We start from the raw sequence: 15,154 nt of genomic DNA on the forward strand, positions 1-15,154 counted from the left end.
TTATTAGGCTGCAGATTATAACCTCTTATTAACTTCGCCGCAATGCCGCACACGAGGAGCGGCCCGGCTTACAACAGTTACAAGAGCGCGCACCCGCGGCAGATCAGCGGGCGCGCAAGAAGAAACTCTTCCCGATTAACCTTTGCTGCGGCGGCGCGGCATGCCATCCATGCCGCCACGATCCATGCCGCCACGCGGCTGGCCACCGGAACGCGCCTGCCCACCGGCGCCACCGCCCGTATTGCGGCGCGGACCCGTGTTGGCGAAGCCGAATGCCGTTTGCAGCGGATCGGGCTGGCGCGGACCGCGCTGCGGCGCGCGGCCTTCGCCGCCACCGGCCGGACGACCTTGACCCTGGCCTGCCGCACGCGGCGGACGGCCCTGGCCTTGCGGCGCGCCTTCGAACGAGGCCGACGAACGCGGCTGGCCGCCCTGGAACGGACCTTGCGGCTGGCCACGGCCAGGACCACGGGCTTCGCCTGGACGACCGGCGCCGCCTGGACGACCCTGGCCTTGCGGACGGGCAAACTGGCCTTGCGGCTGGCCACGGCGCGGCGCGACCGGGAACGGATCGGCGTTGCGGTTGCTTACATCGATGCGGTTGCCATTCGGCTCGTCATCGCGGCTCGCCTTGCGCGCTTCGCGGCCCTTGGCGGCGCCAGCGGCACGGGGGTCGCCCGATGCCGGCATTTTCTTTTCGATGCCGTAGGCGGCCAGCAGGTCGCGCACGGTGTTTTCATCCATCTCTTCCCAGCGGCCGCGTTTCAGGCCGCTCGGCAGGGTCATGGCGCCGTAGCGGGTACGGATCAGGCGCGACACGGTCAGGCCGATCGCTTCGAACATGCGGCGCACTTCGCGGTTACGGCCTTCGCCGATCACCACGCGGTACCACTTGTTGATGCCTTCGCCGCCGCCATCGGCGATCTTCGAGAACTGCGCCAGGCCGTCTTCCAGTTCGACGCCGGCCAGCAGCTTCTGGCGCATGCCCTCTTCCAGCTCGCCCAGGGTACGCACGGCGTACTCGCGGTCGATGCCGTAGCGCGGGTGCATCAAACGGTTGGCCAAATCGCCGGAGGTGGTAAACAGCAGCAAGCCTTCCGTGTTGAAATCGAGGCGGCCAACGGCCAGCCACTTGCCCGCCTTCATGGTCGGCAGGCGGTCGAACACGGATGGGCGGCCGTCCGGGTCGTTGTGGCTGACGATTTCGCCGGCCGGCTTGTGGTACACCAATACGCGCGGCGGCTTCTTGCTGACGCGGCGCTGAATCAACTTGCCGTTGATGCGCACGTGGTCGGTCGGCAAGATGCGCTGGCCGATGTGGGCCGGCTCGCCATTGACGGACACGCGGCCCGAAATGATCAGGTCTTCCATGTCGCGGCGCGAACCGAGACCGGCTTCGGCCAGCACCTTGTGCAGCTTCGGCGCGTCGTCGTCGGACGTCAGGTCGCGGCGCACGGCCACTTTTTGCATACGGCCCGTGCCGCCCTCTTCGCTGTCGAACGCGTCGGAGGTGACGAACGAGAACACGGCATCAGCATCGCTGAGCTTGCCTGGCGCAGCCTGGCGGCCCTTGCCCTTTTTACGGCTCTTGCCGGCATTCTTGCCGGCGCCCGGCACGTCGTTGCGCGGGCCGCGCGGCAGGCGCGGACCGGACACGAGGTTACCCTCGGCATCGAACACATCGGCGACCGGCGCGGCGGCTTGCTCGGCGACAGGCGCGGCATCGGCTGCCTGCGGCGCTTCGGCGCGCGGCGGCTGGCGCAGTGCGCGCTCCGCCTGCACGCCACGCATCTGGCGCGGACCGCGGGTCGGGCGCGCTTCGGCCGGCTTGTCGGCGACGGCTTCGGGCGCCGTTTCAGCGACGGCGGCAGCGGCCTTGGCGGCGGCGCGGGCGCGCGGCGGACGCGGCGCAGGGGCGGCAACCGCCTCGGCAGCCGCTTCCGCGGCATCGGCCACGGCCTTCAAGGCTGGCTTGGCGCGGGTTTTCTTGACGGCTGGCGCAGCTTCGGTTTCAGCAGCAGCGGCGGCGACGGGCGCGTCGGCGGCCACGTCGGCTTTCGTGCGGCGCTTCGGCTTGGCGGCGGCGGTGTCGCCGGCAGCAGGCGTTGCAACGGCAGCAGCGGCCGTATCGGCTTCGATCTGGGCCTTGGTGCGGCGCTTGGGCTTGGCAACGATGGCTTCGTCGCTGGCGGTTACTGTCTCGGGTGTGTTCGGATTATTCATTCTTCGTTTCTTGGCTGTGCTGACCTGGCGCAGCGTCAACCGTTAGTTCTGGCGCAGGGTCGTGAGTGTAGGCTTCGTCCGTGGGCGAAGCATCGGGGCCGGCATCAAGGCTTGCTGTCACATCTACATCTGTCACAGCCGTATTGCTACCTGCACCAAGCTGGGGGACAAGCTCATTGCTTGCCTTGTCAAAATTTTCCTGCAGGGCCGCTTCCAGGGCTTCAAGCCCGTTGCCCTGCATCTCGCTGATTTGCTGCAAAGGCGGCAGCTGGGACAGCGATTGCAAACCCAGGTCATCCAAAAATTGCTTGGTGGTGGCCAGCAAGGCCGGCCTTCCCACCACGTCGCGGTAGCCGATGGCATCGACCCAGCCACGGTCTTCCAGCATCTTGATCGTCTGCGAATTGACGGCAACGCCGCGAATTTCCTCGATATCGCCGCGCGTCACCGGCTGGCGGTAGGCGATGATGGCGAGGGTTTCCAGCGTCGCCCGCGAATACTTGGGCGGCCGCTCGGGTGTCAAACGGTCGAGATACATCTTCATTTCCGGGCGGCTTTGAAAGCGCCAGCCGGAAGCCAGACTGACGATCTCGATGCCGCGCCCTTCCCACTCATCGCGCAACTCTTCGAGCAACTGCTTGATCGTATCGGCGCCAACGCCGACACCGCGCACGCGACCATTCTCGTCCGCATCGACGAACAGCTTCTTCAAGCTGTGGATCGTCAGCGATTCACGAGCGCACAGCAACGCGGTTTCGAGGACTTTTTTAGCCTCAATTGTATTCATAGCAATTCTGTGCGGATGTGTGTTGCAATTCGTATGCAGAGAAAGAAATCAAAAACGTTCATTTCAACGTAACAGATGGCAGACATCGATGATGACGCCGTGCTGGGTTACTAGTTGAGGCTGTTTTTCCGACGCCTTGGCCGATGCGCGCAAAGCGGGACTAAAGCGGATGCAGTGAAAGTCCTGCCATCCATGGTGCTGGCCTTAAATAACCAGCAATGAAACGAACTCCGGAGCAGCTGCTTTTCCCGTGGCGGCGAACCAGCCAGACAGGAGAGCGACAGTCGTCGTTTCATCCAACGATGCCAATTGTACCTGATAAAAAGCGGAAAAGCGCAAAACCGGGCAAAACACGCGTTTTACCCGGCCCTGGCGCGACATATCGCCCCCTACTCGCACATCACTGGGAGGCGAGTTTCTCCGAGAGAATGGCCGATGCGCCCAGAAACGCCGGGTATTGCGCCGTGATGACGAAGGTCGGCACTTGCGAGACGTAATTGGCGAAGCGGCCCTTGCGCTCGAAGCGGGCGCGGAAACCGGAGCGGTCGAAACGCGCGCCCAGGCGTGGCACGATGCCGCCGCCGATATAGATGCCACCCAGCGCGCCCAGGGTGACGGCGACGTTGCCCGCCACCGTGCCGAGCATGCAGCAGAACGCTTCGATGACGTCGTCGCACAGCTGGGATTCGCCGGCCAGCGCGCGGCGCGTGATTTCCGCCGCCGGCAAGTCTTCCGCCGGCACGCCGGCGCGGTCGGCCAGGGCGCGGTAGATCAGCTCCAGGCCATCGCCGGAAATCAGGCGCTCGGCCGAGACGTGTTCGTATTCGCGCCAGGCGAATTGCAGGATGCTCACTTCCACTTCATTGAACGGCGCAAAGCTGACGTGGCCGCCTTCGCTTTGCAGGGCGATCCAGCCGCCGTGCGACGGAATCAGGCCCGACACGCCAAGGCCGGTACCGGCGCCGATCAGGCCGATGGCCGTGTTCGGACGGGCCGTGCCCGCGCCCACCTGGTGCTTTTGCTCGTTTGACAGCTGCGGCAGGGAGCGCGCCAGCGCCGTGAAATCGTTGACCACGTCCAAAGTCGTGAAACCGCACTCTTCGCGCATGGCGCGGATCGAGAACGACCAGTGGTGGTTCGTCATGCTGAGGAAATCGCCGTCGACCGGGTTGGCGATGGCGATCACGGCATGGCGCACGGCTTGCCCGCCGGCGGCAGCGATGTGCGGCAAGGCAAGATAGGCTTGCAGGGCGGCGGACAGGCTAGGGTAATCGGCACAGGGCAACACTTCCACCAGGGTAATGTGGCCAGCGGCCACTTCCAGGGCGAAACGGGCATTGGTGCCGCCCACGTCGGCCAGCAGGCGCGGTCCATCGGCGAAGGCGGAAGTCGGCAGTACAGGAGAAGACGAAGCGCTCATGATTTTAAATGATGAAGTGGGACGCATGGGACGCCAAGCTTAAAGGATGAATGCGCCCGGAGGCAAGCGAAGTTTGTAGTTTAAGTACATCAAAACAAGCCTTTATTGGTAGTTCCACTCCAAATGCAACAGGCAACGCCAAAATTGCTTAGAAACAATGATTTATAGTAAGTGCTTGCACTCATCGGATACACGAAAAGCATGCTGCACAGCAGCAGGAGCAGCCTTGAAAACAGAGTATGCCGGAGTTTGCGCAAAGCCGCTTTGTACGCGGCGGCGCGGGTGTGACGCCGCTGTCCTGGCGCTGCCGCAAAGCGATTTTCGTATTATTACTACCGGTTTTTGACTGCCCTTCCGGCGAGCAGGAAGGAGCGGAAATCAGGAGGGCAAGCCCTCGCCCAGCAGGCTGGCGGGCGCCGGCTGATCCGAGCGGTAGGCGGCATTCCACGCGTCCAGACCGCCGTGCAGGGGCTTGGCACGGTGAAAGCCGTGCTGGTGCAGCAACTTGGCCACTTGCGCGGCCGTCACATCGTTGGGACAGCTGCAATACACGATGATGTGGCGGTCCTTGTCCATGGCGATCATGGCGGGCACGGGCTCCTTGCCATTGAAGAACAAGGCGCCCGGCACGGCCGGCTCCAGCGCCTGCGCCGTGGCGCTGCGCGCGTCGACCATCAGCGGCTCTTCGCCCTGCTCTATGAGTTCGAGCAATTCATCGATGCCGATGCGCTCGATCTGCAAGGCCTGGCGGAAACGCCGGCGTTCGAGGAATTTGTACAGCAGGAACAAGCCCAGCAAGGTGGCCAGCATCAGCAAGGCCGTGCTGCCCATGGTGCTGAGCAAGTCGAGCACCTGTTGCACGCTGGCATGGAAAATCACGCCGACGGCGATGCCCGTGCCGCTCCACAGCAAGGCGCCCAGGCCCGCGTACAGGAAGAACAGGCCCGGCGGCGTGCCCAGCGCGCCCGACATCGGGGCGGCCACGGTATTGAACCCCGGCACGAACTTGGAGACGACGAGGGCTTTCGGGCCCCAGCGCTTGAATTTGTCTTCCGTCTGGCTGACGCAGTAATCGGGCGACAGCGAGATGCGGCACAGCAGCCGCAGGATGCGCTTGCCGAAATGGCGGCCCGCGCGGAACCACGTGAAGTCGCTGATCAGGCAGGCACTCAACGCGGCGGCCAGCACCAGCGCCCCATTCATGTCGCCATCGACGGCCAGCGCCCCCGCCACCACGAGGATGGGAAAAGCGGGAATCGGCAGGCCGAGCTGCTCCACCAGCACGATGCCAAAGACTATCAGGACACCGTAATGTTCGAGCAGGTAAATGAGGTTGGGCATGGTCGCTATCTTACCGTAAAAGCGTGTTTAGATTTGCACGCCCTTCGGTATGGCGCTGAGCAGGGTGCGCGTGTACGGATGCACGGGATTGCGGTACAGCTCGTCCGAATCGGCCAGTTCCACCACTTGTCCCTTGTGCATCACCATCACCTGGTCGGCGATGTATTTCACCACCGACAAATCGTGCGAAATGAAGATGTAGGACAGGCCGAATTCATCCTGCAAGTCCTGCAGCAGATTGAGCACCTGCGCCTGCACGGACACGTCCAGCGCCGAGACGGATTCGTCGCAGACGAGGATTTCCGGCTGCATGGTCAGGCAGCGGGCAATCGCGATGCGCTGGCGCTGGCCGCCCGAGAACTCGTGCGGATAGCGGTGGAAGGCCTGTTCCGGCAAGCCGACTTTATCGAGCAGCCAGTAGGCCTTGGCGATGCGCTCCTTGTCATCGGCGCCGATGCTGTGGATGCGCATCGGTTCGAGCAAAATCTGCCCCACCGTAAAGCGCGGGTTCAGCGAGGCATACGGATTCTGGAAGATGATCTGGATGCGGCGCTTATACGGCAAATACTCCTTGTTCGGCATGGCAATCAGGTCCTTGCCATGGAACATGGCCGTGCCGCCCGTCGCCTGGTGCAGGCGCAGCAGGGTCAAGCCCACCGTCGTCTTGCCGGAGCCGGATTCGCCCACCACGCCCAGCGTCTTGCCGCGCGGCAAAGTGAAGGACACGTCCTTGACGGCCTGGAACTCGCGCTTGCCGAACAGGCCCTCGCGCGTATAAAAGCTTTTGCTCAGATTATTCACCACCAGCACGGGCTCATCGCCCGGCGTGTAGCCGCGCGTGCGCTGCTTCACCTCGACGCCGGGGCCGGCCTTGCCTTCCATGTAATCGGCAATCACGGGCAGGCGCCACGGGCGCTCGTCCAGCGACGGGCGGCAATGCAGCAGGGCTTTGGTATAACTGTCTTGCGGCGCTTCGAATACTTGCCGCACCTCGCCCGTCTCGCGCACTTCGCCGTGGCGCATGACGATCACCTGGTCGGCGATCTCCCCCACCAGGCCCAGGTCGTGGGTAATGAAGAGCACGGACATTTGATGTTTCTTTTGCAGCGCCGCGATCAAGTCCATGATCTGTTTCTGGATCGTCACGTCCAGCGCCGTCGTCGGTTCGTCGGCGATCAGCAGTTTCGGTTCGCAGGCGATCGCCATGGCGATCATCACGCGCTGCTGCTGGCCGCCCGACATCTGGCTCGGGTAGGCGTCGATCTTGGTGGCCGGATCGGGAATGCCCACTTCCTCGAGCAGCGCCAGGGTGCGCGCCCGCGCCTGCTTGCGGTTCATGCCCATGTGCTGGCGCAACACTTCGGCGATCTGGAAGCCGACCGTGAATACGGGGTTCAGCGACGACATCGGCTCCTGGAAGATCATCGAGATATCCTTGCCGCACATGGTGCGGCGCTCGGCGATCGACAATTTGAGCAGGTCGCGACCGCCGAAATGGATGCTCGATGCGGGATCGATGATGGTGTTATCCGGCGGCAGCAAGCCCATCACGGCCAGCGAACTGACGGACTTGCCGCTGCCCGATTCGCCCACCAGCGCGACGGTGCTGTTGCGCGGCACGTTGAACGAAATGCCCTTGACGGCTTCGAACGTGGTCTTCTTGTCCAGGCGGAAAGTGACGCGCAGGTCGCGCACTTCCAACAGGTTATTCTGGTCCATGAGCAACTCCTATTTCACTTTGGGGTCGAGCGCATCGCGCAAGGCATCGGTAAACAGCGAGAACGCCGTCACCAGCACGGCCATCGCCGTGGCGGCGGCTGTCAGCTGCCACCATTTGCCCAGGATCAGTTCATTTTGTGCCTCGTTGAGCATGCTGCCCCACGAGACGGTACCCACCGGCACGCCAAAGCCGAGGAAGCTCAAAATCACTTCCGCCTTGATGAAGCCCACCACGAGAATCGACATTTGCACCAAGGCCACATGGCTCACGTTCGGGAAAATGTGCGAAAACATCTTGCGCCAGTGCGAAGCGCCAATCGCGTCGGCCGCCATCACGTATTCGCGCGCCTTGTGCTTGATGTATTCGGCGCGGATCAAACGGTACGGCCCCGTCCAGCCAGTCAGTCCCAGGATCAGCACGATGGTCAGCACGCCCTTCTGTTGCAGCACGGCCGCCACGGTCAAGATCATCAGGATCGATGGAATCGACGTAAAGATGCTGTAGAACCAGTTGAAGAAATCATCGACGATGCCGCCGAAGTAGCCGGACACGGCGCCGAACAAGGTGCCCAGCACCACGGCCAGCAAGGCTGCCACCAGGCCCACGACGATCGACGTCTCGCCGCCCTTGATGGTTTTCTGGATGATGTCATGGCCCCACTTGTCGGCGCCGAACGGCAAGGTCGCCGCCTTGTGCGTGACGAGTTTCTTGGCCTTGCCCATGCCGGCGCGCAAAGCCGTCAAGTCGTCGGCCAGCGGGTCCGTCACGCCGTACATCTCGACGCCAGCCGATGGGTTACTACCCATCTGGGCGCGCAGTTCGGCGATGTCGTCGGCCAGCGGATCGAGCACGTTGACGGGGGTGGGCGCGCTGCGCTCATCGGCCAGGGGAATGGCGCCATCGGCGGCCACGTCCTTGTCGGCGCCGACAAACGTGGGCGGCGCATAGCTGACGGCCACTTCGTCTTCCCAGTTCGAGGCGACCAGGCCGCTGGCCGACGCCAGCACCAGCAGGAAAAAGGCGCCGACCACGGCCAGCGATACCATTGCAATCTTGTCGCCGCGCAAACGGCGCCACGCCAGGGCCCACAGGCCGGGCGATGTATGAGGTTTCGACATCGTCTCTTTCTACTTCAGTTGTACGCGAGGATCGACCGCCTGGTACAGCAGGTCGGTGAGCAGGTTGAAGAGCATGGTGGCGGCGGCAACATACACGGTGATCGCCTTGATCACCGGAAAGTCGCTGCGCTCGACGGCCAGGATCACTTCACGCCCGATGCCGGGGATGCCGAAGAAGCGCTCGAGCAGGAAAGCGCCGATCAGCAGGGCCGGCAAGTTCGACATCACATAGGTAATGATGGGAATGGCGGCGTTGCGCAGCACGTGGACCCACATGATGCGGCCTTCCTTGAGGCCTTTGGCGCGCGCCGTGCGCACGTAATCCTGGTTTGCCTCGTCCAGCACGAACGTGCGGAACAGGCGCAGGGTCGGCGCGATGGAGACGGCCAGGCCGATCAAAATCGGCAAAGTGGAATAGCGCAGCAGGTTTTCCCAGAAGCTGTCGCCCCAGCCCTGCACGGGGAACAGGCCCAGTTTATAAGCAAAGCCGTACTGGAAGACGATGATGTAGACGAGAATGGAAATCGACATGCCCACCGTGCAGGCGATCATGACGGCGCGGTCCGTCAGCGAGCCGCGCACGAAAGCGATGGCCAGCGCCAGCGCCACGCCGAAAAACGTTTCCAGCACGGTCAGCGGGATCAAGACCATCATCGACGGGCCCAGGCGCGAGGTGATGATGTGCGACACGGTTTCGCCCGTCGCCCAGCTCTGGCCGAAGTCGAACGTGACGATCTGCTTGATGAAGATCCACAGCTGCACGTAATACGGCTGGTCGACGCCGAGCTGGCGGCGGATGTTGGCGATGCTTTCCGCACTAGACATCTTGCCGGCCAGGATGTAGGCGGGGTCGCCGCCCACCCAGTTGAACAGGATGAAGACCAGCAGGACGACGCCCAGCATGGTGGGCAGCATCTGCCACAGGCGGCGCAGGATATAAGCAAACATAATGATTCCTTGTCTTTATAAGCCGCGCTTATTTATTGGCCGAGGCCGCAGGGGCTGGTACCACCGGCGCACCCGTGCTGTCGATATCCATGTACGCCCATTCCTGGAACAGGATCGGGTGCTTCTTGTAGCCGAGCACCGACTTTTGCGCCAGCATGTTGCGGTAGCGCGCGTAGCCGATCAGGGCGCCCGCGTTCACTTCCAGGCGGCGCGCCATCTTGTGGAACAGCTCGTCGCGCTCGGGGCTGGCCGGCATGGCCTGGCTGGCCGCGTACCACTTGTCGTATTCAGGATCCTGGTAGCAGCCGTTGTTGTTCTGGTGCGTGTTCGGGCCGTAGAACAGCTGCATGAAATTGTCGCCGTCCGGATAGTCGGCCAGCCACGGCGCCGTGCGCGTCTGCATCTTGCACTGCTTTTCCGTCTTTAAAATGTCGGAAAAGATCATGCGGTCGTTTTCCATGCGGATGCCCAGCGAGTTGTACGTCTTGCGCCACATTTCCGCCTGCAGCACGCCATTGGCTTCGTTGCGCGAGGCGTAGCGGATCAACAGCGGTTTGCCATCCGGCAAGGTACGCCAGCCATCGGCGCCCTTCTTGTAGCCGAATTTATCCAGCAGCTTGTTGGCCAGCACGGGATCGTATTGCAGCAGGGATTTATAGTGCGGGTCGTAGCCGACCACGCCGGGCGGGATCGGATAGTCGAGGCGCTTGGCCTGGCCATTCCAGATGATGCGGATTTCTTCGTCAATATTGTGTGCCATGGCAATGGCACGGCGCAGGGCGATCTTTTCCTTGCTGAAGCCACCCAGGGTCGGGTCTTCCATATTCCAGTAGTAATAGCTGATTTCCGGGTCCAGCAGGCGCGACAGCTGCACGCCCTTCTCCGCCAGCTCGGGCCGCAGTTTGCCGTTGAGCAGCGCTTTCGGCGCCAGCGGGCCATCGAGCCAGAACACGTCCGTGCCGCCGCTCTGGAACGACAGCCAGCGCGACTGATCCTCGATCATCACGGAAATTTCGATGCGGTCGATGGCGGGAATGCGTTTACCTTGCATCTGGCGCACGATGCGCTGGTCGTCCGGATCATCGCCAGCCAGGAAATTCCATGTTTCCGGCAAGTGCTGCGGGTTGCGGTTCAGGACGATGCGGTTGCCGCGCGTCCATTCACCCAAGGTGTAGTAGCCGGTGCCGACGGGATTCGAACCCACTTCGCCCTTCACATCGCCATATTTCTCCACCACTTCGCGTGCCACGGCGGACGTCGGCACGTACGCGAGGATCATGGGGAAATTGAAATCGGTCTTGGTGAGGGTCACGCGCAGGGTGTACGGGTCGAGGATATCCAGGCCGGCCACCTTCTTGCTGTAATCGAGCTTGTTCGACTTGGCCGCGTCCTTGGCCAAGTCGTCCAGTCCCACCACCTTGCCTTCGAACAGCCAGCTGTGCGGCGAGGCCAGGCGCGGGTCGAACAGACGCTTCCACGAATACACGTAATCGGCCATCGTCAGTTCGCGGCGCTTGCCGCCGAACGCGGGGTCCGGCGTGTACAGGATGCCTTTTTTCAGGCGGATGGTGTAGGTCTTGCCGTCGGCGGACACTTCCGGCATGGCGGCCGCAGCACCCGGTACCACCTTGACGGGGCGCGCCAGGTAATCATAGGTGTACAGGGTGTCGAAGACGGCCTGCGTGATGTGGTTCGAATACAGGTCGCGCGCGGTGGCCGGATCGAAGCCCGTCTCGGCGGCCGGCAGGATATAGCGCAAGGTTTTCACCGGCGCGGCGGCTGCAGCAGGCGCAGCATCGGCGGCAATGGCCGCCAGCGGCAGGGTGGCCAGGCAGGCGAGCAGCGCCACGCGCCGCATCCATGGTGACTTCATGTAATACCCTTCATCTCGATTATCTGTCGCACCGTATTGGTGCGCTTGTACTGGCTTCCCCCTGGGATACAGGATTCCACCGCCAAAACCAGTCCATCCTCGCAAGATCTATGCCTTGTTCAGGGCCAGCAGCACCGCATGCAGGCGAGCCGGAAAAAGGCGTAACGATAACGCATATTCTGTTCGCCGGGCGAAAAGCCGCAGCACTGGCGTGCCGCGCAGCCACGACCGCCTGCCTCGCGGGAGAAATCTTCCGCAGCGCAGCATAGACAGGCGGCGTCCATGAAAAATCGGCCTGGCAGCAACCCTTATGGTTGCCAATGACAGCTGTTTTTATGGCAGTACGGAAAATACGCATCGCACTGCAACATTAAAGTAATTGCAATTATTGAAATGCATCAACATGATAAAAAACACTGTTGTTTCCATGCTGAAAGCAGATGTGTGCGCGTTGACAAGGTTTCTCGGCAAGTGGTCTTATCAATGGCGGCAACTCACACAATATGCCGTTTGATCCACAGCGATTGCCGACGCAGCAATCTTTATCACCCTGGCAAAGCTGTGCCGCACGAGGGCCAGCCGAGCACACTTTCGGAGTTCTGAGAATGATGATGGAAACAGTGATATCCCGCTCCGTACGCCTGATTTTTTCGGGTAGCGTAGCAGCGCTCAGCCTGGGCATGATGGCTGCGCCGGCCATGGCGCAAGACGCCAATGTTCAACGTGTGGAAATTACAGGCTCGAGCATCAAACGGGCCACGGCCGAGACCGCATCGCCGGTACAGGTCATCAGCCGCGACGACTTGATGAAATCGGGCAAGGCCACCGTCGCCGAGTACCTGCAAACCCTGACCGCCGATGGCGCCGGCTCCCTGCCGACGGGCTTCGGCAACGGCTTTGCCGCAGGTTCCACGGCCATCTCGCTGCGAGGCCTGGGCGCCACCTCGACCCTGGTCTTGCTCAATGGCCGCCGCATGGCGCCGTTCGCGCGCGCCGATGACGGCCAGAAGAGCTTTACCGACCTGTCCACCGTGCCGATGCAGATCGTCGAGCGCATCGAAATCCTGAAAGACGGCGCCTCGTCGACCTACGGCGCGGACGCCATCGCCGGCGTCGTCAACATCATCTTGCGCAAGGACTTCGAAGGCCTGACCCTGAAAGGCGACACGGGCATCTCGGGCGACAGCGACGCCAAGCAGCACCGCGCCTCGCTGACCTTCGGCAAGGGCAACCTCGATACGGATAAATTCAATGTCGTTGTCAATGCCGAGTACAGCAAATCGGACATGCTGATGAACAATGACCGTGCCGGCCGCAAATGGATAGGCAAGGCCGACCTGCGCCCGTATGGCTATGCGATCAACACCCAGTTCGCCGGCGGCTACATCAATGGCAACAACGATGCGAATGCCTCGCCAGCGGGTCTGATCCGCGACCCCGTCACCAACAACTATGTTTCCCTGCCCGGCTGTTCCACCTTGTCCGTGTCTTCGCCGCAAGATCCGAAGGGCGGCTGTTTGTGGCACCACGACCAGTTCCGCTCGATGCAGCCGAAGATCGAATCGATCAACCTGTATACGCGCGGCACCTGGCAAGTCAATGCCGACACCCAGGTGTACGCGGAAGCGGGCTACTCGAAGCGCGATACGGCCTTCACCCTGATACCGCCATCGATCACGCCGACCATCGCCTTCCCGCCCAACGCCACCAGCCCGACTGGCGTCGTCAACTACGGTTCCGGCGCCGGCACCACCATTGTGCTGGCCGCCAACCATCCGCAAAACCCGTATGGCGTGCCGGTGCGCGTACGCTACCAGGCCTTCGACGTCGGCGCCAGCACGCGCCAGGCCAACAACGAGTTCAACCGCATCGTGCTCGGCGTCAAGGGCAACGCCATGGGCTGGGACTACGACGCCGGCTATACGCATTCGGAATCGAAGCTGCACCTCGATTACAGCAACATGCTGAACATGGCCGTCGTCAAGGATGCGCTGGGCAATCCGAACAGCCAATATTTCCCGTACTACATCGGCGCGCAGGCGGGCAAGAATCCCGCCTCGCTGTACGCAGCCATGGTGACGAACGCCACCTCCGATTCCACCACCAAGCTCGACATCATCGACTTCAAGGCGTCGCGCGAGCTGATGCAATTGCCTGGCGGCGCCCTGGGTCTGGCCGTGGGTGCGGAACACCGCCGCGACAAGCTCGACAATCCATCGCTGTCGGGCACGGAAAACGGTTCCATCAACTCGAGCTACGTGGCAGCCAAGGGCGACAGCAAGGTCTCGGCCGTGTTCCTCGAAGTGCTGGCGCCCGTCATCAAGACGGTGGAACTGTCGGGCGCCTTGCGTTACGACAAATATGACCGTTTCTCGTCGACCACGCCGAAACTGGGCGCCAAGTGGACGCCGCTGAAAACCTTCGCCGTGCGCGGCACGTATTCGGAAGGCTTCCGCGCACCGGGCCCCGCCGAAAGCAATGCCAATTCGCAATCGACGGGCACGTCGACCGTGAGCGATCCCGTGCGCTGCCCGGGCGGCACCCGCCTGCCGGGCGCCAATGCCAGCGACTGCGAACTGCAAGTAGCCGCCGTCAAGATCGGCGACCCCAGCCTCAAGCCGGAAAAATCCAAGGGCTACACCCTGGGCCTGGTGTGGGATCCGTTCAACGATACCAGCCTGTCGCTCGATGGCTGGAAGATCAAGCGCGAAAACGAGATCAACCCGCTGCCCTACAACGAAGCGGCCGCCCTGCCGACGGCCATCCGCGCCGACAACAACCTGACCATCAATGGCGTCGTGGTGCCGAACACGGGCACCTTGCTGATCACCAAGGCGCCGTACCGCAACTCCAGCTTCACCGAGATCAAGGGTATCGACCTGGACGTCAAGCAGCGCGTGCGCCTGGGCGACTACGGCCGCGCCACGTTCGGCCTGACCTGGACCCATATCGCTTCGTGGGTGCGGGCCGAGTCGTCCACCGTGCGCTACCAGTTCGCCGGCACGCATGGCAATTGCGATACCTCCAACTGCGCCGGCACGCCGAAGGACAAGATCAACCTCACCGGCTCGTGGGACCTGGGCAACTGGAACGTCAGCGGCGTACTGAACTACCGTTCGGACATGAAGAACATCCTGTTTGAAGGCAAGCCCTGCGCTTCCAAGCTGGCCGACAGTACGCCGGCGCCAAACGGTTGCAAGATCGCCTCGTTCACCACGCTCGACCTGTCGAGCCGCTGGAACGTCAACAAACAATTGCAATTGTTTGCTTCGATCAACAACGTGACCGACAAGATCGCGCCGCTCGACCCGCTGACCTACGGCGGCATGAGCTACAACCCGATGGATGCCAGCGGCGCCATCGGCCGCTACTTCAAACTGGGCGCCAGCTACAAGTTCTTCTAAGCGTCCGCCCAGGCTGCCAAGCGCAGCCTGGGCACTCGGCAAGGCTGCGTCACTATCGCCATGCCATCCACACCAACGCCCGTTGCACTGCAGCGGGCGTTTTTTATTTTGCGCACGAGGACGATGGCAGCCTCGTCAGAAATGGGGCACAAAATGCACTTTCTTTGTTCCAAATCAGTACCTATCGTGCACTACGTTGTTTAGGCACACAAACCTGTGTGCCATGTTGACAAGGACTTTTGCAGATCATTACAGTGGATCGCTTGAAAAGATATAAATACTTTTCAATGTTCTCGGTGCGCCAACCAGCGCGGCCGTTC

General features: G+C 62.3%; 10 protein-coding genes. 1 reads left to right on the top strand and 9 read right to left on the bottom strand.

The window, feature by feature from the left end; genetic code table 11:
- Positions 1 to 135 precede the first annotated feature (135 nt).
- The 9 genes from rluB to IGS55_RS07235 all read right to left on the bottom strand — a co-directional run bounded on the left by rluB (position 136) and on the right by IGS55_RS07235 (position 11,430).
- Positions 136 to 2,223, bottom strand: a complete 2,088-nt coding sequence (rluB, locus tag IGS55_RS07195; protein ID WP_230515666.1) for a 23S rRNA pseudouridine(2605) synthase RluB — start codon at positions 2,221 to 2,223, stop codon at positions 136 to 138.
- Positions 2,216 to 3,010 carry an SMC-Scp complex subunit ScpB gene (gene scpB / locus IGS55_RS07200; RefSeq protein ID WP_034760153.1) on the bottom strand — a complete coding sequence of 265 codons (795 nt, stop codon included), beginning with the start codon at positions 3,008 to 3,010 and terminating at the stop codon, positions 2,216 to 2,218. Before scpB ends, rluB begins: the two co-directional genes overlap by 8 nt.
- A 204-nt stretch (positions 3,011 to 3,214) precedes the next feature.
- On the bottom strand, positions 3,215 to 3,391 hold the full coding sequence (locus tag IGS55_RS07205) for a hypothetical protein (RefSeq protein WP_160309317.1): 177 nt from the start codon (positions 3,389 to 3,391) through the stop codon (positions 3,215 to 3,217).
- A gap of 19 nt (positions 3,392 to 3,410) precedes the next feature.
- On the bottom strand, positions 3,411 to 4,430 hold the full coding sequence (locus IGS55_RS07210) for a glucokinase (RefSeq protein WP_139090176.1): 1,020 nt from the start codon (positions 4,428 to 4,430) through the stop codon (positions 3,411 to 3,413).
- 378 nt (positions 4,431 to 4,808) lie between these two features.
- Positions 4,809 to 5,771, bottom strand: a complete 963-nt coding sequence (locus tag IGS55_RS07215) for a VTT domain-containing protein (RefSeq protein WP_230515667.1) — start codon at positions 5,769 to 5,771, stop codon at positions 4,809 to 4,811.
- Between the two features lie 27 nt (positions 5,772 to 5,798).
- Positions 5,799 to 7,490, bottom strand: a complete 1,692-nt coding sequence (locus IGS55_RS07220; RefSeq protein WP_034760163.1) for an ABC transporter ATP-binding protein — start codon at positions 7,488 to 7,490, stop codon at positions 5,799 to 5,801.
- A 9-nt stretch (positions 7,491 to 7,499) separates the two neighbouring features.
- Complete coding sequence (locus IGS55_RS07225) at positions 7,500 to 8,609, bottom strand: ABC transporter permease (protein WP_230515668.1); 1,110 nt, start codon at positions 8,607 to 8,609, stop codon at positions 7,500 to 7,502.
- Between the two features lie 9 nt (positions 8,610 to 8,618).
- A complete protein-coding gene (locus IGS55_RS07230; protein WP_131374152.1) occupies positions 8,619 to 9,557 on the bottom strand; it encodes an ABC transporter permease in 939 nt (312 codons plus the stop codon).
- A gap of 28 nt (positions 9,558 to 9,585) precedes the next feature.
- Entirely contained in the window at positions 9,586 to 11,430 is a 1,845-nt protein-coding gene (locus IGS55_RS07235; RefSeq protein WP_230515669.1) for an ABC transporter substrate-binding protein, read from the bottom strand.
- A gap of 611 nt (positions 11,431 to 12,041) precedes the next feature.
- Here IGS55_RS07235 and IGS55_RS07240 point away from each other — a divergent pair.
- Positions 12,042 to 14,834 (top strand): TonB-dependent receptor, encoded by a 2,793-nt coding sequence (locus IGS55_RS07240; RefSeq protein ID WP_230537170.1) that lies wholly within the window; start codon positions 12,042 to 12,044, stop codon positions 14,832 to 14,834.
- Positions 14,835 to 15,154: the final 320 nt, after the last annotated feature.

This window comes from Janthinobacterium sp. EB271-G4-3-2 (genome assembly GCF_020858035.1).
Taxonomy (GTDB): domain Bacteria; phylum Pseudomonadota; class Gammaproteobacteria; order Burkholderiales; family Burkholderiaceae_D; genus Janthinobacterium; species Janthinobacterium aestuarii.